Origin of the sequence: Halomonas sp. N3-2A, assembly GCF_002216165.1 — a bacterium.
Lineage (GTDB): Bacteria > Pseudomonadota > Gammaproteobacteria > Pseudomonadales > Halomonadaceae > Vreelandella.
Genome location: NZ_CP022286.1, coordinates 2,280,037 through 2,302,708 on the forward strand (window position 1 = coordinate 2,280,037; position 22,672 = coordinate 2,302,708).

The window sequence follows — 22,672 nt, forward strand, 5'->3', positions numbered from 1 at the left end:
AATCTCCTTGCCCTAACTAAAGCGTAGCTGATGGGGCGCTTTAGATTGATCAAAACGGAGGCTCATCACTATCAGTCCAATAAAAATCACCCCAAGCATCAGCCATGCCTGCTCAAATCCTCCCAGCAAGTCTTTTATCAACCCCGCCGCGATAGGTGCTAAAGAGGCAATGAGATAGCCGATGCCCTGTACCCAAGCAGTCAACTGACCAGCTAGCACGGGATCGTCTGAGTGATCCATAGTGATGATCAAGCTTAAGGGAAAAAGGCCACCTATTCCTAACCCCAGCAGCGCGGTTGCCAACCAAGCCATGGTTTTAGGCATTAGCCCAAGAAGCAAAAAGCCTGCCACCGACAACAGCAGTACCAGCAATAACACCGGGCGACGGTCTTTCATTTGTTGAGCCAGTATCGGAAACGTTAGGCCAGCCATCACCTCGATGGCCGTTAGCCAACTAAGCGCCAGCCCCGCTTGCGTTTCAGACCAACCTAAATGGATAAAGGTGGGCGGAATCCAAGCCAGAAGGCAGGTATAACCCGCCGTGCCTAAACCAAAGAAAATTGCCAACGACCAAAACCGAGGCTGCCGCGCCATCGCTGAAAAAGCGATGCTAACGCTGTTGTTTTGACTAGGGGCTGGCAGTACTTGCCTGCGCATCACCCAGCCAGCGAGCCCTGCAAGTGCTAAAAGCCCCCATAACGCCAAGGCGTTCTGCCAGCCAATATAATCACTCACTACAGGGGTAATGGCAGAGGCAAGCGCCGCGCCCCCCATAATGGAGGCAATATAGAACCCCATCACCATTGGGGTTTTCTCGCCTGCTGCCTGTTTTATCACCGCAGGAAGTGCGGCCTGGATAAACGCTATGCCAATGCCGGCGCCCAGTGCAGCTGTCCATAAACCTGCATACCCGAAGTCAAACCAATGCAACGCGTCCGATAAAGCAATCGACACAAGCGCCAGAGTAATCACGCTGTTAAAGCCGATCCGCTTTGCGAGCAATGCGCTAGCAAAACACCCCAGCCCCATCGCTAATACCGGCAACGTGGTTAAAAGTGACAACTGTGTAAATGAAAGACTTACATCGTGACGGATTGCCTCAACCAGGGGCCCAATAGCCGCCATGGATGGCCGCAGGTTGAGCCCAATAAGAATGATCAGCAGGATCGTTCTTACCAACGGTATTGATCTCGAATTGCTATTGCGCATACCCACTGCCCACCCTTTATCGGCCATTGCTAAATAAGAATCGGCGTTTACTGTAAAACCTCAGGTTAACTTGAGGTCAAGAGAAATAAGGGTTACTGAGACATTTCCGGAATAAGGTAGGAAAGAGGAAAGAGGAAAGAGGAAAGAGGAAAGTATCGGCTACGCTTCCAAAAGAGCCATTTGCATGCCTATAAAACTGGCACGCAAATGGCTCTATTTATGGTCGACGCCTCCTAGCACAAATGCATTTCTAAAGTTAACGACTGGTATGAACTAGCTCTGTTTACCTTAAATTTTCCAAAACGCTTATTAGTGGTTAGCGGCCTAAAACCCTAACAACCGCTTACGCATAGGACGAATAGAGAACAGTACCAATGCGCCTAAAGCCAACCACTCGACAGATGCAGGTAGCAGCTCCTGAACTTGGTTCGCCTGCTGAACCGGATCCCAACCTGTCATCGCCAGCCCTTGATCAAACACCCAGCCAATCAGCACCGTCACCAGAAGAATGCTGACGAGATAAACCGCTAACGCTTGGTTTCCAAACTCACGCCGCAGAATAGCCAGGGTGGCTAGGCTCGTCACAGGGCCAGCCAGTAGGAAAACTAACGCCATCCCCGGTGAAATGCCTGCCAATAGCAAGCCAGCGGCTACCGGTGTGGCTGCGGTAGCGCAGATATATAAAGGAATACCGATGACTGCCATAAGGATTAGCGCCAACAAGCCACCCGAAAAACCTACCAGGGTTTCTGGCGGCACAAAGGTAACCAACACCCCCGCCAATAATAAACCGGCAAACATCCAACTACTGATGTCATCCAATAAATCACTAAAGGCATACTTTAATCCTGCGACTACCCCCGTCGACTCAGTGGCATGTGTGTGAGCATTGCCATCATCAGCCCCTTTTGATGCACAGCAGCTGCTAACAGGAGTGCTTTTCGGCAGCGCTGATTGGCCAGTAAAGCCCACTAAAATGCCCGTCACTATCGCAGTTACCAAGGCTCCCAACACTCGCGCCAGGGCCATTAATGGGCCCAAGAGCACACTGGTGATGAGCATTGAATCCACCCCAACGCCGGGTGTACTAATCAGGAAAGACGTGGTTGGCCCACGGCCCGCCCCACCCCGATGCAACGCCAGTGCGGTGGGAATCGCCCCGCACGAACACAGTGGCAACGGCATACCAATCACCGCTGCGCGTAAAATGCTGCCCAGTCCACGCCCTCCCATCCAACGCTGTAATAGATGCTCTGGCATTAAGGCCTTAATTAATCCCGCAATCACCAGCCCCAGCAGCAGCCAAGGCGCGGCACTTAACGCAATACTCAATAGCTCATTGATCAAACTCATCGTCGGTTACCTGCTTGTTAGTCAAGAGAATAACGACTAGCCTAAACCCTGTAATCGTTACAGGGTCAAGCCAATGAAACGCTACTATCGTATCGGTGAAGTTGCTAGCCGAACCGGATGCTCGCCGGAAAGCATTCGCCATTATGAAAAGCTGGGATTACTGGCACCGCCACAGCGGGGAGAGCAAGGCTACCGGTCTTATGATCAGGCGGCATTAGAACGCATTGGCTTTATTCGCCATGGCCGTAGCCTGGGGTTAGATCTGCACAGCATTCAGGAGTTGTTAGCACTTTCCGACAACCCCGACACCGACTGCACCGCCGCCGATAATATTGCCAGCCGTCATCTAGAGCACTTAGAAGAACGCATCGCTGCCTTACAAGCACTGGCGGGGGAACTGCGCCAAGTGGTGCATCAATGCCGAGGCGGCAAGGCGGCTAACTGTCAGATCATTCAAACGCTGTATGACCACCAACCCACCTGCACCGAGCGGGGATGCGGAGAAGTGACGGCGTAAAGACTGCCCCCTGCAATATCGCAGTTCAGTATCGTAAAAAAGGAACACCGCATGATTGAGACAAGGGAACAACTCGACGCCATTAAAAAGTCATGCTATTCGATGGTGACCAAAAGCGCAGGGATCTCAGCAGGCACCGCCATTATTCCCATACCTGGGCTGGATATCGGCTCAGACGTGGCCATCTTGATGCGCATAATTCCCAAAATTAATGCCCAGTTTGGTTTATCGCCTGAACAAATCGAAAGCCTAGATACTGAAACCAAGCTTTTTGTGATGACCGCCATTTCCAATACGGGAAGCAAGTTAGCCGGAAAATACATCACCAAGACGTTAATCATAACGCTACTGAACAAGATGGGCGTTAAAGTTGCTGCCAAAGGTGTTTCTAAGTTTGTTCCCTTTATTGGCAGCGCTGTGGCAGGCAGTATTAGCTTTACTGCCATGAAGTACATGGGCAACAGACATATCGAGGATTGCTACAAGATTGCCTTGGCAACTCTGGAAAACAAGCAGCTACCTCCAGCGGCAGAGCCTGCGACCTTTATCCCTGCCGACCACCCTGCTAATTCCCATTAGCGGGTAGCAATACGGTCTGACAGAGTAGTTTCCACCTTGAGACAGCGATTAACACGCCTAGAGGAAGTTACAGTGTCATCTATGGACTGGAACTAGGGCTATATCGCTGGCCTGCATGAATATTACCCATGAGCAGCAAGCTTAGTACGCCAAAACAGGCGAGCCCTGCCAACAACATTGCCAAATGAAAACCACTTTCCATCGCGCGGGTAAAAAGGTCTTGAAGTGCGATTGAGGTGTTGGGGAATACGTGCTGAGTGATAGCCTCGCGCGCAATCTGTTCCACACGACCCACTCCTTTCTCAACTCCTTTCTCAACTCCTCTCTCAACTACGGCAGAAGCAGAGGCAAAAACATGAATTGCCCGCTCACTCATTAATGTACCAAGCAGCGCAATACCAATTGTCATGCCAGCTTGGCGGAGTGCATTCATTGTTGCAGAGGCGGCTCCCGATAGTTCGGCCGATGCCAGGCTCATCACGGCAATGCTAGTGGCAGGAACTGCCAGCCCCACCCCGATACCGAGTAACGCAAACCATCCCCCCACAACCCAGTAAGGTGTCTGTGCCGTGGCCGTTGCCATTAAGAGCAAAGCAAGCCCAGCGAAGCCGTAGCCAACTGCCGTTAACCGCTGCAGGGGAATCAGCTTATTTAATCTTCCAAATAGCAGAGAAACACACAGCGTCATGACAAATTGCGGCATCATGCGCCAGCCAGCCTCAACAGGCGACCAATGCTGAATCTGCTGGAGAAAAATCGAGAAAAAGAACAGGCTGCTGTAGTAAGAAAATCCCAATATGAACGAGGCGAAATTCGCCACTAAAAAAGCGCGCTCCTGCAGAAGGGCTATCGGCAGCAAAGGCCGCTCTACTCGACTTTCTACCACCGCGAACAGAACAAAGCTGATCGCGGCGACAATCAATGCAATGCCCCCCATTGTGAAATTATTCCCTGCCTCAATCATGCCAAACGCCAATGCGCCCAGGGCTACCACACTGAGAACTTGGCCCAACGGATCACGTGCAGCGTGCTCGGGATACTTACGCTCGGTAATGCCGTACATGCCTAGCACAACGACCAATATCCCCAGAGGAAGATTAATCAAAAAAATGCTCTGCCAGCCAAAATGATGCAGCAATAGCCCCCCGCATAACGGCCCCAGGATTAGCGCCAAGGCGTTGGAGGCTGACCAAACACCGATTACGTGCGAACGCTCCTTTGGATTGGGAAAGGCAGAGGTAAGAATAGGCATAGCACCACAGATCAGGAAAGCGCCAGCAGTTCCCTGGATGGCCCTACCCACCAGCAACACCGGCAATGACGGCGCCCAGCCGCACAGTACCGAGCCCAGTGTGAACAGGATGACACCACTGAGCCAAGCGCGCTTTTGACCATACCTATCCGCTATTGGACCCGCAGACAGCATGAACCCAGATAGGCAGATCGCATAAGCGTTGACTACCCACTGCAGCCCTACGATATCGGTGCGTAATGCCGTCTGCATGGTAGGGAGTGCCACGTTGACGATGCTGATATCAAGTGTGGCAATAAAGCTTCCAAGACAAACAGCGCACAATGCGCCGTAGCGGCGAGAAGGCTGCATGACAGTTCCTTACGGTGAGATAGAAAATTGCGTGCTCTTTGCTTAAGCATACAAACCGACCGACCGTCGGTCAATGAATTATACAGTATCGATCGCCTATGCTCTGAGCCTTAGCTCGCCTAAACTAGGCCGTATTTTCTAAGGGATGTTGAAGCCAACCAAGAGTTAAAAATCGACATAATGGATCATAAGACAACGAAGCCAACGCCGCAGGCAGCTAAAGTGCCAAGAACCAAACCGGCTGAAATTCGCCTAAATGAGCTGATGACTGCCGCCGAAAAGCTCTTCCTGGCCAAAGGCGTTGAAGCCACAACAATCAACGAAATTGTTAAGGAAGCCCAAGTTGCCAAAGGCACGTTCTATCACTACTTCTCATCCAAGAACGACATGCTGGTTGCTTTGGGTGAACGGTACACGGCTGACTTTCTAGCGCGCCTCCAGAAAGCCCTGGACGCCTGCCCAGACCACGATTGGCTGCAGCGATTGAGAACATGGATTGAAGTCAGCGTCGACGTGTATGCACAAACATACCGAACGCACGACATCGTCTACACCAACCATCACCATCATGATCGTTCTAACCAAGCCAGGAACGCCCTTCTTGATCAACTGCTAGACATCATTGAAGGTGGACAATTGGCGGGCACCTGGCGAGTGGAGGAACCAAGGGTAGTGGCTCTGGTTATTTATTCAGGGGTGCATGGCGCCACAGACGATATCATTGCAGCCAAGGCTAACGACCGTGCACGCTTTGCACACCAAGTGGCAGATGCTTGTCTGCGTATGCTGCCCCCTCCGGAAAAGACAGCCAGATAAACTTTTTATCGCGGATCTCAGCGCCTATGATTAACGCCTTTGCCGTATCCAACTATCGCAGTCTGAAAAACGTTGTCTCCCCCCTAACAGGTCTCAATGTGGTTACCGGACCCAATGGGTGTGGAAAATCCAACCTGTATAAATCGCTGCGGCTACTGGCAGAGACAGCTAAAGGCAATTTGATCTCATCGATTGCCCAGGAAGGCGGGCTTGATTACACCTTCTGGGCTGGCCCGGAAAAACTCACCAAAAGCATGAAAGATGGCACTGCGCCCATAGAAGGCTCCGCCAAGAGAAACAATCCCCGCCTTAGGCTGGGTTTTGTGGGTGAAGACTTTGGTTACGCCATTTCACTGGGAATGCCCGCGCCGCAGGGGTTTGCTGGCTACGGGGACCCTTCCATGTTCCAGTTCGACCCCGAGATAAAGCGCGAGTGTATCTGGGCTGGCGACGTCTGCCGCCCCAGCAGTTGCCTGATCGACCGAGTCGGATCGGTGGTGAAAGTGCGTGTTGGCCGCAAATGGCAGGTTTACGACGCCCATCTCAATAGCTACGAAAGCATTTTGAACGAAATCAGTGACCCGATCGCCGTACCTGAGGTTCATGCGGTCCGGCAAGCCATTCGTAGTTGGCGCTTCTATGATCAGTTCCGAACCGATTCGCAATCTATTATCCGCACACCACAGATTGGTACCCGCACCCCGGTGCTGGATCACGATGGCCACAGCCTAGTGGCCGCATTACGAACCATCCACGAGATTGGCGACAGAGAAGCGTTGTACGAGGCGATTGAAGACGCCTTTCCCGGTGCAACCATCAATTTTGCAGCCGACGCCGGTAACCGCTTCCTATTACAATTTCTTCAGGATGGGCTGCTGCGCCCCTTAAACCAGTCGGAATTATCCGACGGAACGCTTCGCTATCTACTGCTGGTGGCGGCACTGCTTACCCCTCGTCCGCCCTCCCTATTAGTGTTAAACGAACCGGAAACCAGCTTGCATCCGGATCTGCTGCCTGCCCTAGGACGCCTGATTATTCGCGCATCGCAGGAAACCCAAGTGTGGGTGGTCTCCCACGCGCCACGCTTGGTGGCCACTTTGGAAAAAGAGGCTGCCTGTAACGCGATTGCTCTGAATAAAGAGTTTGGCGAGACCGTTATCCTCGGCCAGGGATGGTTGGACGAACCACCCTGGCATTGGATGGATTAAACAAGAGAAACGGCGCGGTAAGCGGCCTAGCAGCTGGGCAGCGTAATCACCCCCTTCAAGTAAGGCGCAACGCGGCCTTTGATAATCACGCGGTCGCCTTCTATCTCGCAGCTCAGCGCACCTTTGCGGGCACCACCCTGGCGTGCAGTAAGCTGCCGTTTACCCAGTTTTTTCGCCCAGTAAGGCGCAAGCGAGGTATGCGCCGAGCCAGTTACGGGGTCTTCTTCCACTCCGACTTTGGGGCCGAACCAACGGGAGACAAAGTCTACATCGCTGCCTTTTGCGGTAACGACAATGCCGCGCCCAGGAAGGTGCTTCAATTGCTGCATATCCGGCGTTAGCGATTCAATCAACTGCGCATCGTTAACCACTACCACGATATCGTCAGATATCAGCAACTCTTCGATCTGACGAAGCCCTAGCGCTGCCTTTACCTCAGCTTCCATCGCCAAGGGTTCGACTACCTTTGCGGGAAAATCCATCGCCAGCTCGTCGCCGTCACGCTGCACTAAAAGCTGCCCACTGCGGGTCTCGAACTGCAGTGTTTCAGCACTATCGCCCAGCACATTAAAAATCACCCACGCCGCCGCCAGCGTGGCATGGCCACACAAATCTACTTCTACAGAAGGGGTAAACCAGCGTAGGTGATAGCCAGACTCGGTCGGCACAAAGAAGGCTGTTTCAGAGAGGTTGTTCTCCGTGGCTATTGCCTGCAACAACGCATCATCCAACCACGTTTCCAGAGGGCAAACCGCCGCAGGGTTACCTTCAAACGGTTTAGAGGCAAACGCATCTACCTGGTAAAGATCAATATTCATTACAGCCAGCCTTTTCTAACATTAGGGGTCATTTAAGAGATCGCATTAAAGCCTGCCCACGATGATACCAAGCCTTGATTGACGGAGTGAGACTCAGCAGATGTCACAGCTGCTCGAACTCTATGCCACACAGGGAACTGGCCTGATACCAAAACGCCCCGAACCAAGTCGGGGCATTTTGCGATTGCTGGGATATAGACGAAATTATATCACCAGCGATAGCTCACTTTCGCGCTGATTTCACGCCCCGGATTATAGTAATCAGCCGTGCTTGAACCAACCACGTGTTGCTCGTCGAGCAAGTTACTGACATTAACGGCTAGGTCGGCGTCTTTGGTGAGCTGGTAGCTGAAAGCCGCGTCGAAGAGCGTTGCTGCACTGCTCTTTGACGTATTGGCAGTATCAAAGTAGTAGGAGCCAACATAACGGGCGCCGAGGCCAACACTCATATCCTGGCGTGGCAAGGTATAGTAGCCCCACAGTGACGCCGTATGTTTAGGTGCCGCAGTGAACTCGTTACCTTCTCTGGAGGCGTTGCTGTCGCGCACCACTTCCGACTCCATATAGGAGTAACCACCGGCTACGCTAAAGCTATCGGTCAACTCAGCCTTGGCTTCCAAATCAAGCCCCCGTACGCGGGACTCACCTACGGTTTCCCGCTCAATAACGCCATTGTCCTGTACAACCGAGATGGTGACGTCATCCCTGGTCAGGTCATAGATGGCCGCCGAAAACAGCGCATTCGTACCAAAGGGAGAATATTTCGCACCAATTTCGTACTGCTCGCCCCGTTCGGGATCGACGCCAATCGTTGGCGGTGCGACCGACTCCACCATGCTGACATAGGTAGAAATTTCGTCGGTGACGCGATAGGTCAGAGCACCACGAAGTGAGGTCTCCGAGAAATCATCGGAATCGGTAACGCCCTCCATGTTGGTACTTGAGACATCCATTGAGTCGTTGCGCACGCCCGCTGTCACGATGAAGCGGTCATAGAAGGACAAATTCTGTGTCAGGAAAACCGACTCGGTGGTGAAGTCCTGCTTGTTGCGGCTATAGACATTCAGGCTACTTGGGGCACCGCTAAAGGCGGGATTTGCGATATCAATGGAGGTCGCATCGCCGTAAAACGAACGGTCTTCGGTTGAGGCATCACGATACTCGATACCCACGAGCGTGCTGCTATCGACCTGATCAAAGCGGGCGTCGTATTGCAGGATAGCGTTGCCGATCAACTCCTGGGCTTCGTTGTCGGTACCAAAGTAGTCGCGATCCACCACGCTGCCAACGCGCGCCGCAGAGTCAGTGATATAAACGTAACCGAAGTCGTCGGTCAGGTCACTGTAGCGTAGATTCCCCCGCAGCGTCAGCCCGTTGTTGAAATCATGAGTGAACTGCCCGGTGAGACTGGTACGCTCGACGTCATGATAGTTAAAGCCGGGCTCGCCAAAGAACTCGCTGCGATCGTACTCCCGATCAAGCGGATAACCGCCGCTATTAGGGGTGTCGTCACGCTTCAGGTAATCGAAGATAACGCTTGCCGAGGTGTACGCCGTCGGCTCCCAGGTCAGGCCTCCCATCAGGAAACCATTGTTGTCTTTGGAGTGATCGTATTCGCGATCGCTGTCCCGGATGGTGCTGGTAAAACGGTAGGCCACTGTCTCGTCAGCGTTCAGCGTGTCCCCCACATCAACACCGGCCTCTTTTGCATCAAATGAACCGTAGGAGAGATAGCCCTCTCCAAAACGCTCAAAGCGTGGCCGTTTACTCACGAAGTTGACCGAACCGCCCGGATCCGCCGGGCCAAACATGGTGGAGTTGGCGCCACGCAACACCTCAACGCGCTCGTAGGCGTAAGGCTCTTCGCGTACACCGCGCATTGAGCCTAGCGTCAGTCCATCACGGTAGGTGGTCGCCTGAAATCCGCGAATTTTAAAGTAATCGTTACGATCATCGGTGCCGTAATAATCGGTGAGAACGCCTGGCGTATATTGCAGCACTTCCTCGGTAGTAGAAGCGTTGCGCTGCTCGATCTCCTTCTCAGTGACGACCGACACGGAGGCGGGGGTATCGAGGATACTGGTAGCTACCTTACCGCCGACCCATAGCTCCTGAGTCACTATCGAATTGGCATCATCATCAGCGTAGGCCTGGGCGTTGACGATAATAGGAGCAAGGCGATAGCCCTCATTATCGTCAACGCCTTCGCCTGTCTCCTGCGCATTCCCGATCATGGGAATAGTCACCAGCGTCGTGCCGCACAGAATGGCGGTAGTGGCCTGCTGCCACCGTAACCAATTTGCGTTGCGCCGGGCTGTGCTACGGCTATCAATCATGTTGAAGACCCCTTGAAATACATAAACCTACCCTGCTCGCTTCGTGGTTTTCTTTTGAAAGGCCGGGAGAGTATCCAAAGGGGGTAGCACGGAGTCAATAGCGCTAATGCCAATCATAATCATTTATTTTAAAATCTGGCCATATTGACAACCCGCCAGCAACACATGTTCACGAAATAAAAAAGCCCCATGTTTTGGACAACACGGGGCTTTTGGCAAGTGCGTACGTACCTTCTGGCTCAGTTTTCCTCGACAGCGGCACGCCCTTTGATGATAGAGCGGGCAAGCATCAGGTACGCTACCGAGCCACAGGCGGCCATGGCCAGGATGACCGCTTCAAGCGTATGCGGCAACATGGCAGACAGTGCGCTCAGCAGCCCGGCAACACCGAACTGGGCCGCACCCAGAAGCGCTGCGGCCGTCCCGCCACTGGTGGGAAAGTACTCCAAAAAGCAGGCCTGAATATTCGGCGAGATCGCCCCTACCGCACCGATGGTCAGCATCATGGCGGGCAAGAAAGCGTACAGCGGCCACTCCATAAAAGCCGCCATCACCAACAACAGTATGCCAACGCCCTGACAGCCCGTTGCCAGTTGCCAGTTGCAGGATACGCAGTGACGATAGCCTGGAAAGCAACACGCGATTGAGAATATTGAAGATAAGCATCGCGACGATATTCGCCGCAAACAGCATTGAAAAGGCTGAAGGCGACTGGCCGAAATGACCCTGATAGATAAATGACGCATAGGTGATGAACATCATCAGAGTAGAAAATGAGGCAGCCTGCCAAACGATGAACGGCAGGGCCGGCTTTGTCGACAGTACCAGCTTGTAACGCGCCAGCAGGCTCATCTTAGGGCTTTTCGCTCGAGACACCTTACCCGTACCGGTAAAAAGCACCCGCACCAACAACGGTACCAGCAGCACCGCGTATACCGCCAAGGCGAAAAAGATATAGTGCCAGGAACCCAACGCCAGAATCGCACTGCCCACGCTCGGCGCAATGCCAGGCGCCAGCACCATGATAAAGCCCATCATCGAAAACAGTTTCGCGGCATCGCGGCCCGCCACCCGGTCGCGCACCAACGCCGGCACAGATACCAGAGTAAAGCCAGCGCCAAGGGCCTGAACAGCTCGCCCGACGAGCAGCGTGTTCAAAGAATCCGCCATACCAATGACAATGCTTGAGAGCGCAAAAATCGCCAGGCCGCTCATCAACACCCGCTGGCGCCCGAAGCGGTCTGAAAGCGCACCGCCGATTAACTGACCAAACGCCATCGCGAAGACATACACTGAAACGCTCAGCGACACCGCCTGCTGAGAAACTCCCAGCGATTCGCCAATAACCGGAAAAGCCGGCAGGTACGTATCCATGGAAAACGGGCCCAGCATCATGGTCAATGCCAAGCTCAGCACCACAATGAACGGCGTTTTAGATTGGGTCATAGAAGCTCGCGGTAAAGGGGCGTAATGATAGACAACACCCACAATATGATACCGACAGTTGCTATCAAGGCAATCGAATAGGTAGGTGGTTTGCTAATGGGGCTTTGGGAGCAAGGTTTTGAGAGCTGGGGTTTGAGAGTAAGGCTATGAGAGTAAGTGGACAGCGCCCAAGCAACAACAGGTATGATTGCATAGCGCATTTAATACCAACGAGGAGAGCCGAATGCCCGCCTACATCGTACTAACCCGTGAACACACTCACGACAACGAAGAAATGAAGCGCTACAGCGAAAAGGCCAAAGCCGCCCGCGAAGGCCACGACCCACAGCCGCTCGCCTTTTATGGTGATTTTGAGGTGCTAGAAGGAAGCGCCATGGAAGGTGCGGTGATTCTACGCTTCCCCGACATGGCCGCCGCCCGCGCCTGGTACGAAAGCCCCGCCTATCAGGAAGCCCGCAAACACCGTTTCCAAGGTGCCGACTATCGCGTTTTTCTAGTGGATGGAATAGCAGAGGCTTAATGGTCAAAGCCCCTGCGGGTCGCCAGCGAGGGGTACAGCTATCGCAACAAGATGAAATGTTCGATCAGTCGAATCATCAGCGTTTTCTGATCCGGTAGGCTTTCTGCCACCAATAGGGCCAGGGCCACTAGGGTATTGTCATTAATCAGTTGCTCTACTGGCTTTGCCAGCAACGCGGCGTTGCGGCGCAGGTACCACAAGAATAGAAACGAGCCGCAGCGTTTGTTGCCATCGGCTAGAGGGTGAGGGTCTGCTTCAACTCACCGATGGCCTGAAGTGCCTCTTCCAATCCTAAAGGCTGCATACCCGGCTGTTTGATGCCCACTTCCGCCAACTGCTGCTCATCGTAGCCCTGTAGCAAGCTCCAGGAACGAGCGTAATCGCTAATCACACGGGCAACTGCTTCACCTTCAGTTGATACCAAGCCTTGATTGGTCAGGGTTCGGCTTAGCAAACTCACCGCCTGCTCAAACTCAATGCCACGCTCGGTTAGGCGGCGTTGGTTTAGGGTGTAACCTTGAACCAAATGGTCTTTAAGAACCTGAGTGGCCCATCTACGAAACTGGGTGGCACGCTTGGAACTAACCCGATAACCAACAGAAATAATGGCATCAAGATTGTAGTGTTTGGTGCGGTATCGCTGCCCATGCTCAGCCACATGTTCCAAAATGGAACATGTGCTGTCTTCACTCAGCTCTCCACTCTTATAAATATTACTTAAATGTTTGGTGATTGCAGGGCGCTTGGTGTTAAACAGTTCTGCCATCTGTGCCTGGCTTAACCAAACGGTCTCTTGCTCCAGCGTTACCTCAAGGTGTGATTGCCCATCTTCGCTGGTGAATATCTGTATTTGCTGATCATTCATGAGTGCTGCCTCCCTGGTTTACATCAAACGCTTTATGTCTTTAAAACAAGCACCTCCCAAGCAAGCAGCACTCAATACGGCAGTAGTCACCTTTCCATACTAAAAGAGAGATTCAAGCGCGCCCACAATCAGAGATTAAGTAAAACTTACCACAAAAGCTGTTTATTTATACAGCAAAATATCGCCATGATTCTGCCAAGTAAATCTGGGCGTTTCAACTCACAAAAATCATCACCACCAGCACCATGGTCAGCAGTAGCAGGTATACCCTGGCATGAATACGCTCAGGGATACGCCCGATCCAAGTCGATGCCAGTCGGATGCCGAGCCATGAGCCCACTGCGAGTACCAGCAAGGCGCGCAGATCCACATAACCGGCATACCAGTCCCCCAGCGCGGGGTGATTTGCCGACAGCAACACATACGTCGCGGTGCCACTTACCGCCATGGGCAACGATAACGGGTTGGCCATGGCGGTGGCTGCCGTCATGCTCGCGCCTCTACGGCGCATGAGCGGTACGGTCATCACACTGCCGCCAACACCCAGCAAGGCGGCCACCGCGCCAATCAATGTCCCTGTCATCGCCGTTACCCCACGCCCCATAGGGCGCACCTCGCTCTCCGCTTGATGCAGAAAACCGGGCCGCAGCACGGCATCCATAATCGTGAGGGCCAAATAGCCTATAAATGCCCAGCGCACCCACTCGCCACTTAACAACACGGCCGCCGCCGCGCCCAGCACAGCCCCAATGGCGATATAGCCCACCAACGGACGCACCAGATGCCACGGCACAGTCTGCAGTTGATGGTGACGCCATGTAGACAGTGAAGCAGCAAAGACCATCAACGCCGTCGAGGTAGCCACCGCGATATGCATAGCCGCCTGACCGATGCCACTATCCAGCCCATGGACGGCCATCAGCAGGGTATACAGCAAAGGAACCACCACAAACCCACCGCCGAAACCGAACAACACGGTGGTCACTCCGGCCAACCCGCCACAAAGAAGCAATACGCTATACACCGGCACTCTCCTGATGAAACGAAACAGCAGGCACTATATGCTGGCGAGGATTGGCCGACATTCGTCATTCGGACAACCATCAACGCGTTTCAGCCAGGTTCACGCTAATGCTCAATACGCCTCTTTCAGATGTGGATCATGTGGCACGGCCCATAGTGGCCATCGGTACTGATTACCGCCCCGGCACCCTCCTCGATTTTCATACCCATCGGCGTGCCCAGTTTCTCTATGGCATGAGCGGCGTGATGGAAGTCAATACGGATGACGGCACCTGGATGGTGCCACCCTACAGCGGCGTCTGGCTGCCTGCGGGCAAGCGCCATCAGGTGCGTATGAATGGAGTGAGCACCCGAAGCCTGTATATCGAGCCCCACGTCGCGCCACGCGCTTCGCCCAACTGCGAGGTGCTGGTCGTAACGCCTCTCCTGCACCACCTACTGCTGGCTTCCGCCCACATCCCCGCGCGCTATGACGAAAACGGCCGCGATGGTGCCCTGGCGCAACTACTTCTATACGAACTGGAGCAGGCTCAGGCCTTGCCGCTGTTTGCGCCCCTGCCCCACGATATTCCACTCGCCAACCTGTGCAGAGCATTTCTCGGCCAGCCAAACATTCACACGCTGCCTGATGAATGGGCCCGGCAGTTACATTGCAGTCAGCGCACTTTCAATCGCCTATTCCGTCAGCAGACCGGGCTCTCCTTTGGCGTATGGCGCCAACAGGCCTGCCTGATGGCGGCTATTCCCAGGCTGCTCTCCGGCAGTTCCGTTACCCAAACCGCGCTGGAACTCGGCTACGACAGCCCGGCCGCTTTCTCCAGCATGTTTCGCAAGGTGCTCGGCCAATCTCCCAGCGCTTTCGTCCGGGAGGCGTTAAAAGAGGACGGCGCCTTAAAATGATATATTCGGATCACAAATTGAGCCGAATAGGCTTTTTATTCGGCTCAAGGATGAAATAGCCCTGCGCTGCTTATTCCTGTTAAGCTGTTAATGTCGTTAAGCCAGTCATGAAGTACCGATATATGGATTCAAAAAAGTCAGACCACTAAGCCGCAGCAACTTTGTTTTCTCGTTGTTGCGGCCGCCTGCTTAAACCACTTCCTTACATGTAGGCCGCCGCCAAATCATCTTGTTTGCGCGGAGATTTTATCGTGCCTATTAAACATCCTCGGCTGTGGACTTACAGCCTGCCGGTAGCGCTGGTTCTGCTGGCTCCCTTCAATATTCTCGCGTCGCTCGGCATGGACATTTACCTGCCGATTGTGCCCGCCATGCCAGCGATTCTCGGCACAACGCCCGAGGTAGTTCAGCTAACGCTTACTCTCTACATGATTATGCTTGGCGTCGGTCAAATTATTTTCGGGCCGCTTTCAGACCGCTTGGGTCGGCGCCCGATTCTGATTAGTGGGGTATTAGTATTCGCGGTAACTTCATTGGCACTCGCGGTTACCACGTCAGCTTGGCTTTTCGTTTTACTACGACTAGTACAGGCTGCTGGGGCAGCTGCGATGCTAGTGGCCGTTTTCGCAACGGTGCGCGACGTTTATGCGGATACTCCCGAGAGCGCAGTTATCTATAGCTTAATGAACGCGATGTTGGCTTTCGTTCCCGCGCTCGGCCCCATTGCAGGAGCCACAATTACGAGATATTTCGGCTGGGAAGCCATATTTCTTGCTCTCTGTATCTCAGCACTCATAGCACTCCCCTTCGTATTACCAAAATGGCATGAGACACGAAAAAGCAGAGAACACTCCAGCAGAGCCGATTTTAGCTTAGTGCTTAAGAGCCCTTGCTTCTGGGTTTATACGCTGGCTTTTGGCACTGCGATGGGCTCGTTTTTTGTGTTTTTCTCTAGTGCGCCTCGGGTACTCATCGAAGGAACTGGCTTATCCGAAATGGGTTTTAGCGTTGCCTTCGCCACGGTAGCTATCGTGATGATTGCCACAACACGCTTCGCCAAGCGCTTCGTGGCACGCTGGGGAATCCCTGGCTGCGTGGCTCGTGGCATGCTAATGCTACTTTTCAGTGCGATCTTGCTTGGGGTGGGCGAGATCTTCCTGACACCCAGCATCTGGTCTTTCGTGTCACCCATGTGGCTGGTTGCGGTCGGTATCGTGTTCACAACATCGGTGACAGCCAATGGTGCGCTTCATGAATTCAGCGAGATGGCAGGTACTGCTGTTGCCCTGCACTTCTGCGTTCAGAGCCTTATCGTCGGTGTGATAGGCACAGGGGCAGTGATAGCACTTGATGGAAGCAGCGCTTGGCCACTTATCGCCTATACTGGCGGCATGGCAGCGATGACACTCGCTATGCTTATAGGACTAGCGCGATATAAACAGCAGAGGTAGGTTGATTCAATCAGCCCTAACGCCAATGCAGGTTTGCGGTAATTCTCTCTGAAGTACTGCTTATCTTTTCAGGCCATTCGTTCCAAAATGAATGGCCTGAGCCGTTAGCTCGCCCACCATCACCGCCACTAGCTTTCTCACTTCGAGTGTTACTTCGAGCGTGCCAATCATGATGGTGAGCACCTAGTCGGCGTGTACCTTTTTAGTCGGCATAAGGTGCAACACACCCACCACTACTGAGCCTACCAGCAAGCCAATCACCGCAGAACACAGCGTATTGAAACTCCAGCCCAGCAAACCGCCCAAGGCACCGGTTGCCTCGGCAATGCCGTGCTCGACATGGTGTACCCACGCATAGGGCGCGTTGAACCAACCCGTTCCATCGGCACCCAGATTGGCCATCAGAATATGCCCACCTACCCAGAGCATGGCGACGGTGCCCACGGCCGAGATGGTCGCTAGCACCTTGGGCATGGCCGTCACCAGCCCACGGCCCAAGGCCTGAATTCCCGAATTATTCCGCTGGGCAAGTTTCAGGCCGATATCATCCATCTTGACCAACAGCGCCACCACGCCATACACCAGCAGCGTGATAACAAACGCCACCACCACCAGGCTCGCCATCTGTGACCAGAATCCCTGATGGGAGACCGTGGCAAGCGCGATTACCATGATTTCAGCAGACAGAATCAGGTCGGTGCGAACGGCACCACTCACGATCTTTTTCTCGGCTTCCGGCCCCTTCTCTACCGCTGGTTTTTCGTCGTCATGCTGACCGGATAGCTTATGCCAGACCTTCTCCGCGCCTTCAAAGGCTAGGTAAGTGCCGCCCACCATCAGGATGATCGGCAATAGCGCGGGCAGAAAGTAATTCAGCAGCAGCGCCACCGGCAGGATAAAAATCAGCTTATTGCGGATCGACCCCAGCGCGATCTGCTTCACAATCGCCAGCTCACGCTCCGCTGTCACCCCCTGCAAATATTGCGGCGTCACCGCCGTATCATCGACCACCACCCCGGCCGCCTTCGCCGTTGCACGCCCAGCGGCGGCACTCACATCATCCAGTGATGCTGCGGTCAACTTCGCCAATGCGGCAATGTCATCCAGTAATCCTATCAAGCCGCCTATGGCCATGGATGTTTCCCTCCGTGAATAACAGGTGCAGATAGTAAAGCATACAGCGGGTGAGTTACCTTCAAAGTGCTTTGAGGCAAAGGCATTCACTTGCTATAGGTCGATTTTCATTGCAAGCGATATGATCTCACTGACCAAGCCCACTACTTACTGCGTGCCTTCATAAGCTTGCCCAAGTAACACCGTATAGCGCGTACTGCGCCCACCGCCGGGAAGCTTGGAAAGGCAGCCTTTTTCCAGCAGCTCGGCCAAATCCCGCGTTGCGGTGGCTTTACTCACTTTGGCCAACGATTGGTACTTACGAGCATTGATGCCCTGCTCAAACCCCTCCCCTGCTGTATCCAATAAGCGGTTCAGCACCTTGATTTGCCGTTCGTTCAGCACGGTAGTGGCATGGCGCTGCCAGAAGGTGGCTTTCATTAACACACGGTCGATTCTTAACAGCGCCTGCTCAAGCGCCTCTTTCAGCGTATCCAGAAACCACAACAACCACGGCGTAATATCTAGGCTGCCTTTCTGAGTGCTTTCGAGATAATCGTAGTAAGCTCTACGACGCGACATGATCGCTGCACTTAGAGAGTAGAAACGCACCGATTGACGCTCTGCTTGTGCAAGCGCCCGGTCGGTGACTGCACGAGTGACGCGCCCATTGCCATCATCAAAGGGGTGCAAGGTAATCAACCATAGATGGGTAATGCCCGCGCGAACCAGCCCATCAAGCCCCTGCGGCGGCTGGTTGAACCAAGTAATAAAGGCATCCAGCTCAGCCTCCAACTGCCCACGGGGCGGAGCTTCAAAATGCACATTAGGTTGATCAAGACGCCCCGACACCACTTGCATGGGGTGATCCCCACGCAGCTCGCCTACTCGTACATTGCCAAGCACGCCGGGGCCTTGCACAAAAAGCATGGATTGCCAGAGGCACAACTGTTCGCGGGAAAGTGGCTCATCCAACTGGTGCGTGGATTGCAGCAATAGCTCTACGAGTGCTTCAGATTCCGGTGTTGTTCTGGCAGAGACACCGGCCTGTTCTAAACCCAGCTGGCGCGCAACGGAAGACCTCACGGAACCAACATCCAGGCGCTCACCTTCGATTTCGCTGGTACGAATCGCATTCTGGATCAGTGCATCCATCTCCACATCCAAATCGGCCTGACCGTGGACAGCCTCTGCTTTACCCAACACCCGGCCCTGCAGTAACCGCAAGGCATCCAACGTAGGTCGTAAAGCAGGCTCATCCCACTCAAAACGCGGCCAATTTCGCTGTTCCCAGATATACATGAGCCGATTGCCCGCCTATTCAGATCATATTATGAGCCGATTATGGTTGATATTCGGCTCATAGGCTAGTCAGAGAGCTTGTGAGTATTGTCTTTCTTGTCAAACATACCTATGTTCATATTTGTTACTTTTGAATATAGGAAGCAAATCATGGCTACCACCAGTCTTAGCTTAGGGGAGCACTGGGAAGTCTTTATCAGAAACGAAGTCTCTAGCGGACGCTACGGCTCGGCAAGTGAGGTTGTGCGTGATGCGTTACGTGCAATGGAAGAGCGCAAAAGCAAACTTGAAGCGCTTCGAACTCACTTGGCCCAAGGTGCAGAGCAAGCAAGAACCGGTGAATTCGTGGATGATTTTTCGATGGATGCATTAATCAACGATTTGGATAGTGAAACGTAATGCTCAGCTTCCGTATCACGCCAAGGGCAAGAGACGATTTAAAAAATATCGGCCGCTATACGGAGTGGCAATGGGGCAAGAACCAACGAAATACCTATCTAAAGAATTTTGAAAAACGGTTTCACTGGCTCGCAGAAAATCCCCAGTTGGGAAAGCACCGCTCGGATGTTAGCGAGGGTTATTACAGCTACTCTCAGGGCCAGCACGTTATCTTTTATCTTATCGGCCAGGAATGTATTGAAATCATTGGCATTCCTCACAAAGAGATGGATATCGTTTCATATTTTCTGCCTGAATGAGCCAAAATAGTTTAACGACGGCCTACTTAAATGTTTGCCAAGCGCACATCCTGAATAGCCTTCAGCGTTTTGCCATTAGCATCCTTCCAAGCAAGCCGACCGTTGGCGCTGCCGCCCACCAATACGCCTGCCGCTGTTCCATGGCGCTTTCGCATTGACGGAAAAAGTACTGAGTATCAACATTTGACTGGCAACGTGTGCTTTGACCATGGCGATCCATTGGTCGACGCCGCCCTAGGCATAATACAAGTACTGCGCTGCGTGGTGAGCACTCAATTGGCACGAGGTGAACTCAAAGAAGTCTTAGCAGAATTCCGCCCGCAAGCGTATCCGTTTCATTTGCTGTACCCGCCATCACGCCAACGCTCGGCTAAGCTCACGGTGTTACGCGATGCTCTGGACCTGCACTGGGGGCGAAAACCTCTTAACCCGCGACAGGTTTAATACCAATGTTCCAATCTGCCGTGTTCTAAGGCATGAACTGAGCTTTCTCCTTAGACTAAACCGAACCGGCCGTCATCAGACGGCCTCTTGAAACCCTCAAGTGTTTGACGCGAGGCCGATCAGCGAATATCGCAGGTCGTTTCCTTGCCATAGACATCGCTGACACGCGGTGCCCCGTCGCCCATTACCAGCCCTCCGGCGCTACGCAGGTAGTAAGTACCGGGGGTATCAGCAGCGAATTGCGCCCCGATGTAAACGCTGTCGCCTTCTTCGACTCGGATACCGGAAAACTCGGTTGCGAAGGTATCCACAGTTAGGGCCCGCTGACCGCAGACCAGTTCGAGAGTTTGTGACGGCGGCTCGAGCATCAGTTCAGCCACCAGCTCGGCCTCGCGTTGTAAATACTCGGTCTTGACGCAAGCCCTGAGGTCGGGCTCCTTCCAGCACTCGTCCCGGCCCGAGATCCAGCCGCGCTGCATGGCGCGCAGGGTATCGGTGGTTTCATCAGCTCCCACGTCCAGACCCTGCGCCGCAGTGACAGCCGCGGCGAACCGGTCGGCCAGACGCCGATCCAGCGCGGCCAGCTCGGTGTCTTCGCAGATCAGTTTTTCCGCAGAACTTTCGGCCTGCGCGCAATCGAAGGAGGGCCCCTCTTGCGCCAGTCCTACAGCGGGCACCAGCGCCAAACAGGTGAGGATCGAGAGGGATCGCATATTCATCGGTTTTCCTTTTCTTGATGGGGTTCAGTCCGCCTGCATCCCGGCATAGACAACCATACCGAACGTCGTCCAGTCGTTCAGAATATGGGTGCCGGTCGAGGCCCAGATATTACGGGTGATAAGGTAAGGCAAAAGCAGGACGATTCGGATCGGAATGAGCGCAACGGCCTGCGCCATGTTCCCCTGATACGTCGGCAAGTGAGCCAGCCCGAAGATGATCGACGCAACCAGCACAGCGAGACACAAAGCGGATTTACGCGGCATGGCTCGGTGCAGCAGCGCGAGGCTACCGAGAAAAATCAGGACGGTAAAGATTTCTTCGCCCAACAGTTGAACAGCACTCCAGCCAAAGAATAGGACCTTGTCTAGCCCAGATGCCGTCGTCAACATGTCCCCCACCGGATTCGCCGCGGTGTGGAACACACTGTTGATCAGGGTGCCGACGACGATCGTCACGATCACGTTCAGCAAGAAGAACAGTACGATGAGTCCGATATCTCTAAGACCAAGCGGCCGGAACAAGGCGAACGGCGCCTTGGCGCCGCCGACTGCGGCGACCGCAACCAAAGGAATGAGGACGAACAACAGCGGAGGGATGAAACCGCCGAAGCCGCTGTGGAACAATGGCTGGGCGACGATGAGCACGACGAAAGAGACCGCGACGGCTGCAAGCACGATGCCCCAGCCTGTCAGGCTGAAGCCGTTGGGAAACCTCCGATAGTAAGGCAAATCCAAGTCTTGCCTCTCGAAGAACAACATAGTGTTGGCCGCAAGATCGTTCGCACTCATGGGCGTAAACCTTTTCACCTATTCACACCGTTCAATCTGGTCTGTGTCGACTGACGCCAGTTCCACCAGATATTAGGCACCTGAGTTCAGTTAAGCGTACAGCTGTAGTTTAAGCCAGCGGCAAAAATCGATGGCCAGCTGCACTTTCAGGCTGGATCGGTTGATAAAAGCAGAGTACTGCGCGGTATACCTGAGGGGAGCGTGCACCGCTACCAAAGAGCCAAGCTTGATTTGTTCACGCACCAGTATTTCAGGCGTAATTAAAAAGCCGATGCCTGCCACTGCCGCCGCGACCGAAAGGTAAAGATGGTCATAGGTGGCTTTGGTCTGGATTGCGGCAGCAGACACTTCCCGAGTCTGACTCCAGAAAGGAATAACATCCGGTCGTGAACGTGTTTTGATCATGGGCCAACTATGCACCTGCGTCTGCATCGCATAAGCGTTCACCAGTTCGGGAGCCCCCACACAAACTAGCTCTTCCCCGCACAGCTGCCAGTGGTCTGTGCTGTTCAACTTCAGATCCCGGGAAATCAGAATATCAAATTCATCATCAGGTTCCGGCTGTGACATGGAGGTCAGCAGGCTAACCTCCACACGTGTTTGTCGTGTGTATTCCGCAATCAACGGCACTAATACCGCCATGGAGAAGCTAGCCATGGACGTCCGTAATAGCAGGCTGGATGGAGCATTAGCCACCTGTGGCAACTGACGTGCAGCCATTTCAATCGTTCCGACAGACTCTTCCACCAGTTCGAAAAACTGCAACCCGGTCGGCGTGAGCTTAAACGGAGCACGTTCAATAAGTTTCTGGCCGGCATAGTGTTCCAAAGACGACAGATGACGGCTGACAGCACTTTGTGAAATGCCAAGCGCACGTGCAGCCAGCGTCAGGCTGCGATTCTGGACAATGGTGACGAAGACACGAATAGCATTCAGTGGTAGTTCGGACTTTGACATAACAAA

General features: G+C 53.6%; 23 protein-coding genes. 10 read left to right on the forward strand and 13 right to left on the reverse strand.

All coding sequences use genetic code 11. From position 1 onward, the window contains the following. Positions 1 to 12: 12 nt before the first annotated feature. Together CEK60_RS10695 and CEK60_RS10700 are read right to left on the reverse strand one after the other, a co-directional pair. The gene (locus CEK60_RS10695) at positions 13 to 1,209 is read right to left on the reverse strand and encodes an MFS transporter (protein ID WP_232471502.1); all 1,197 of its coding nucleotides are present in this window, start codon (positions 1,207 to 1,209) and stop codon (positions 13 to 15) included. Positions 1,210 to 1,533: 324 nt separating this feature from the next. Further along, positions 1,534 to 2,562, reverse strand: coding sequence for an SO_0444 family Cu/Zn efflux transporter (locus CEK60_RS10700; RefSeq protein WP_089039013.1), 1,029 nt, complete (start codon positions 2,560 to 2,562; stop codon positions 1,534 to 1,536). Positions 2,563 to 2,635: 73 nt separating this feature from the next. Here CEK60_RS10700 and CEK60_RS10705 point away from each other — a divergent pair, with 73 nt between their 5' ends. Then, on the forward strand, positions 2,636 to 3,079 hold the full coding sequence (locus CEK60_RS10705; RefSeq protein WP_089039014.1) for a MerR family transcriptional regulator: 444 nt from the start codon (positions 2,636 to 2,638) through the stop codon (positions 3,077 to 3,079). Positions 3,080 to 3,130: 51 nt separating this feature from the next. Then, on the forward strand, positions 3,131 to 3,658 hold the full coding sequence (locus tag CEK60_RS10710) for a hypothetical protein (RefSeq protein ID WP_089039015.1): 528 nt from the start codon (positions 3,131 to 3,133) through the stop codon (positions 3,656 to 3,658). Positions 3,659 to 3,737: 79 nt separating this feature from the next. Here the strand turns inward: CEK60_RS10710 and CEK60_RS10715 are convergent, their stop codons facing one another. Further along, the gene (locus CEK60_RS10715) at positions 3,738 to 5,261 is read right to left on the reverse strand and encodes an MFS transporter (RefSeq protein WP_089039016.1); all 1,524 of its coding nucleotides are present in this window, start codon (positions 5,259 to 5,261) and stop codon (positions 3,738 to 3,740) included. 222 nt (positions 5,262 to 5,483) lie between these two features. Here CEK60_RS10715 and CEK60_RS10720 point away from each other — a divergent pair, with 222 nt between their 5' ends. Beyond that, positions 5,484 to 6,077, forward strand: a complete 594-nt coding sequence (locus CEK60_RS10720) for a TetR/AcrR family transcriptional regulator (protein WP_232471503.1) — start codon at positions 5,484 to 5,486, stop codon at positions 6,075 to 6,077. 26 nt (positions 6,078 to 6,103) lie between these two features. Further along, complete coding sequence (locus CEK60_RS10725; protein ID WP_089039018.1) at positions 6,104 to 7,285, forward strand: AAA family ATPase; 1,182 nt, start codon at positions 6,104 to 6,106, stop codon at positions 7,283 to 7,285. Positions 7,286 to 7,311: 26 nt separating this feature from the next. On the opposite strand, the gene CEK60_RS10730 is transcribed toward CEK60_RS10725, so the two are convergent. The 3 genes from CEK60_RS10730 to CEK60_RS10740 form a co-directional block, all read right to left on the reverse strand. Next, positions 7,312 to 8,103 carry a PhzF family phenazine biosynthesis protein gene (locus CEK60_RS10730; protein ID WP_089039019.1) on the reverse strand — a complete coding sequence of 264 codons (792 nt, stop codon included), beginning with the start codon at positions 8,101 to 8,103 and terminating at the stop codon, positions 7,312 to 7,314. Between the two features lie 209 nt (positions 8,104 to 8,312). Beyond that, positions 8,313 to 10,439 carry a TonB-dependent siderophore receptor gene (locus CEK60_RS10735; RefSeq protein ID WP_089039020.1) on the reverse strand — a complete coding sequence of 709 codons (2,127 nt, stop codon included), beginning with the start codon at positions 10,437 to 10,439 and terminating at the stop codon, positions 8,313 to 8,315. A gap of 336 nt (positions 10,440 to 10,775) precedes the next feature. Further along, positions 10,776 to 11,885 (reverse strand): MFS transporter, encoded by a 1,110-nt coding sequence (locus CEK60_RS10740; RefSeq protein ID WP_232471504.1) that lies wholly within the window; start codon positions 11,883 to 11,885, stop codon positions 10,776 to 10,778. Between the two features lie 223 nt (positions 11,886 to 12,108). Between CEK60_RS10740 and CEK60_RS10745 the strand changes: the two genes are divergently transcribed. After that, positions 12,109 to 12,405 carry a DUF1330 domain-containing protein gene (locus tag CEK60_RS10745; RefSeq protein WP_089039021.1) on the forward strand — a complete coding sequence of 99 codons (297 nt, stop codon included), beginning with the start codon at positions 12,109 to 12,111 and terminating at the stop codon, positions 12,403 to 12,405. Positions 12,406 to 12,640: 235 nt separating this feature from the next. On the opposite strand, the gene CEK60_RS10750 is transcribed toward CEK60_RS10745, so the two are convergent. Further along, positions 12,641 to 13,270, reverse strand: a complete 630-nt coding sequence (locus CEK60_RS10750; RefSeq protein WP_198361496.1) for a virulence RhuM family protein — start codon at positions 13,268 to 13,270, stop codon at positions 12,641 to 12,643. A gap of 214 nt (positions 13,271 to 13,484) precedes the next feature. After that, positions 13,485 to 14,294 (reverse strand): sulfite exporter TauE/SafE family protein, encoded by an 810-nt coding sequence (locus tag CEK60_RS10755; protein ID WP_089039022.1) that lies wholly within the window; start codon positions 14,292 to 14,294, stop codon positions 13,485 to 13,487. 107 nt (positions 14,295 to 14,401) lie between these two features. Between CEK60_RS10755 and CEK60_RS10760 the strand changes: the two genes are divergently transcribed. Together CEK60_RS10760 and cml are read left to right on the forward strand one after the other, a co-directional pair. After that, complete coding sequence (locus CEK60_RS10760) at positions 14,402 to 15,193, forward strand: AraC family transcriptional regulator (protein WP_089039023.1); 792 nt, start codon at positions 14,402 to 14,404, stop codon at positions 15,191 to 15,193. Positions 15,194 to 15,450: 257 nt separating this feature from the next. Further along, positions 15,451 to 16,644 carry a CmlA/FloR family chloramphenicol efflux MFS transporter gene (gene cml, locus CEK60_RS10765; protein ID WP_198361514.1) on the forward strand — a complete coding sequence of 398 codons (1,194 nt, stop codon included), beginning with the start codon at positions 15,451 to 15,453 and terminating at the stop codon, positions 16,642 to 16,644. Between the two features lie 183 nt (positions 16,645 to 16,827). On the opposite strand, the gene CEK60_RS10770 is transcribed toward cml, so the two are convergent. Continuing rightward, positions 16,828 to 17,778, reverse strand: coding sequence for a DUF808 domain-containing protein (locus tag CEK60_RS10770; protein WP_089039025.1), 951 nt, complete (start codon positions 17,776 to 17,778; stop codon positions 16,828 to 16,830). Between the two features lie 147 nt (positions 17,779 to 17,925). Beyond that, positions 17,926 to 19,059 carry a Fic family protein gene (locus CEK60_RS10775; RefSeq protein ID WP_089039026.1) on the reverse strand — a complete coding sequence of 378 codons (1,134 nt, stop codon included), beginning with the start codon at positions 19,057 to 19,059 and terminating at the stop codon, positions 17,926 to 17,928. A gap of 150 nt (positions 19,060 to 19,209) precedes the next feature. Between CEK60_RS10775 and CEK60_RS10780 the strand changes: the two genes are divergently transcribed. The 3 genes from CEK60_RS10780 to CEK60_RS10790 all read left to right on the forward strand — a co-directional run bounded on the left by CEK60_RS10780 (position 19,210) and on the right by CEK60_RS10790 (position 20,201). Beyond that, positions 19,210 to 19,458 carry a type II toxin-antitoxin system ParD family antitoxin gene (locus CEK60_RS10780; RefSeq protein ID WP_089039027.1) on the forward strand — a complete coding sequence of 83 codons (249 nt, stop codon included), beginning with the start codon at positions 19,210 to 19,212 and terminating at the stop codon, positions 19,456 to 19,458. Then, entirely contained in the window at positions 19,458 to 19,757 is a 300-nt protein-coding gene (locus CEK60_RS10785; RefSeq protein ID WP_089039028.1) for a type II toxin-antitoxin system RelE/ParE family toxin, read from the forward strand. Before CEK60_RS10780 ends, CEK60_RS10785 begins: the two co-directional genes overlap by 1 nt. Before the next feature lie 102 nt (positions 19,758 to 19,859). Beyond that, positions 19,860 to 20,201 (forward strand): LysR substrate-binding domain-containing protein, encoded by a 342-nt coding sequence (locus tag CEK60_RS10790; protein ID WP_232471505.1) that lies wholly within the window; start codon positions 19,860 to 19,862, stop codon positions 20,199 to 20,201. A gap of 119 nt (positions 20,202 to 20,320) precedes the next feature. Here CEK60_RS10790 and CEK60_RS10795 read toward each other — a convergent pair whose 3' ends face one another. The 3 genes from CEK60_RS10795 to CEK60_RS10805 form a co-directional block, all read right to left on the reverse strand. Beyond that, complete coding sequence (locus CEK60_RS10795; protein WP_089039029.1) at positions 20,321 to 20,920, reverse strand: lysozyme inhibitor LprI family protein; 600 nt, start codon at positions 20,918 to 20,920, stop codon at positions 20,321 to 20,323. Between the two features lie 24 nt (positions 20,921 to 20,944). Then, positions 20,945 to 21,709, reverse strand: coding sequence for a CPBP family intramembrane glutamic endopeptidase (locus tag CEK60_RS10800; RefSeq protein ID WP_089039030.1), 765 nt, complete (start codon positions 21,707 to 21,709; stop codon positions 20,945 to 20,947). Positions 21,710 to 21,799: 90 nt separating this feature from the next. Further along, entirely contained in the window at positions 21,800 to 22,666 is an 867-nt protein-coding gene (locus CEK60_RS10805; RefSeq protein ID WP_089039031.1) for a LysR family transcriptional regulator, read from the reverse strand. Positions 22,667 to 22,672 lie beyond the last annotated feature (6 nt).

Bases quoted from the DNA above. Each gene is read 5' to 3' on its own strand.
- CEK60_RS10785 (WP_089039028.1), top strand. From the start codon at position 19,458: ATGCTCAGCTTCCGTATCACGCCAAGGGCAAGAGACGATTTAAAAAAT.
- CEK60_RS10805 (WP_089039031.1), bottom strand. From the start codon at position 22,666: ATGTCAAAGTCCGAACTACCACTGAATGCTATTCGTGTCTTCGTCACC.
- CEK60_RS10715 (WP_089039016.1), bottom strand. From the start codon at position 5,261: ATGCAGCCTTCTCGCCGCTACGGCGCATTGTGCGCTGTTTGTCTTGGA.
- CEK60_RS10760 (WP_089039023.1), top strand. From the start codon at position 14,402: ATGCTCAATACGCCTCTTTCAGATGTGGATCATGTGGCACGGCCCATA.
- CEK60_RS10795 (WP_089039029.1), bottom strand. From the start codon at position 20,920: ATGAATATGCGATCCCTCTCGATCCTCACCTGTTTGGCGCTGGTGCCC.
- CEK60_RS10725 (WP_089039018.1), top strand. From the start codon at position 6,104: ATGATTAACGCCTTTGCCGTATCCAACTATCGCAGTCTGAAAAACGTT.
- CEK60_RS10770 (WP_089039025.1), bottom strand. From the start codon at position 17,778: ATGGCCATAGGCGGCTTGATAGGATTACTGGATGACATTGCCGCATTG.
- CEK60_RS10800 (WP_089039030.1), bottom strand. From the start codon at position 21,709: ATGAGTGCGAACGATCTTGCGGCCAACACTATGTTGTTCTTCGAGAGG.
- CEK60_RS10735 (WP_089039020.1), bottom strand. From the start codon at position 10,439: ATGATTGATAGCCGTAGCACAGCCCGGCGCAACGCAAATTGGTTACGG.
- CEK60_RS10740 (WP_232471504.1), bottom strand. From the start codon at position 11,885: ATGACCCAATCTAAAACGCCGTTCATTGTGGTGCTGAGCTTGGCATTG.
- CEK60_RS10730 (WP_089039019.1), bottom strand. From the start codon at position 8,103: ATGAATATTGATCTTTACCAGGTAGATGCGTTTGCCTCTAAACCGTTT.
- CEK60_RS10700 (WP_089039013.1), bottom strand. From the start codon at position 2,562: ATGAGTTTGATCAATGAGCTATTGAGTATTGCGTTAAGTGCCGCGCCT.
- CEK60_RS10745 (WP_089039021.1), top strand. From the start codon at position 12,109: ATGCCCGCCTACATCGTACTAACCCGTGAACACACTCACGACAACGAA.
- CEK60_RS10710 (WP_089039015.1), top strand. From the start codon at position 3,131: ATGATTGAGACAAGGGAACAACTCGACGCCATTAAAAAGTCATGCTAT.
- CEK60_RS10705 (WP_089039014.1), top strand. From the start codon at position 2,636: ATGAAACGCTACTATCGTATCGGTGAAGTTGCTAGCCGAACCGGATGC.
- CEK60_RS10775 (WP_089039026.1), bottom strand. From the start codon at position 19,059: ATGTATATCTGGGAACAGCGAAATTGGCCGCGTTTTGAGTGGGATGAG.
- CEK60_RS10780 (WP_089039027.1), top strand. From the start codon at position 19,210: ATGGCTACCACCAGTCTTAGCTTAGGGGAGCACTGGGAAGTCTTTATC.
- CEK60_RS10695 (WP_232471502.1), bottom strand. From the start codon at position 1,209: ATGCGCAATAGCAATTCGAGATCAATACCGTTGGTAAGAACGATCCTG.
- CEK60_RS10750 (WP_198361496.1), bottom strand. From the start codon at position 13,270: ATGAATGATCAGCAAATACAGATATTCACCAGCGAAGATGGGCAATCA.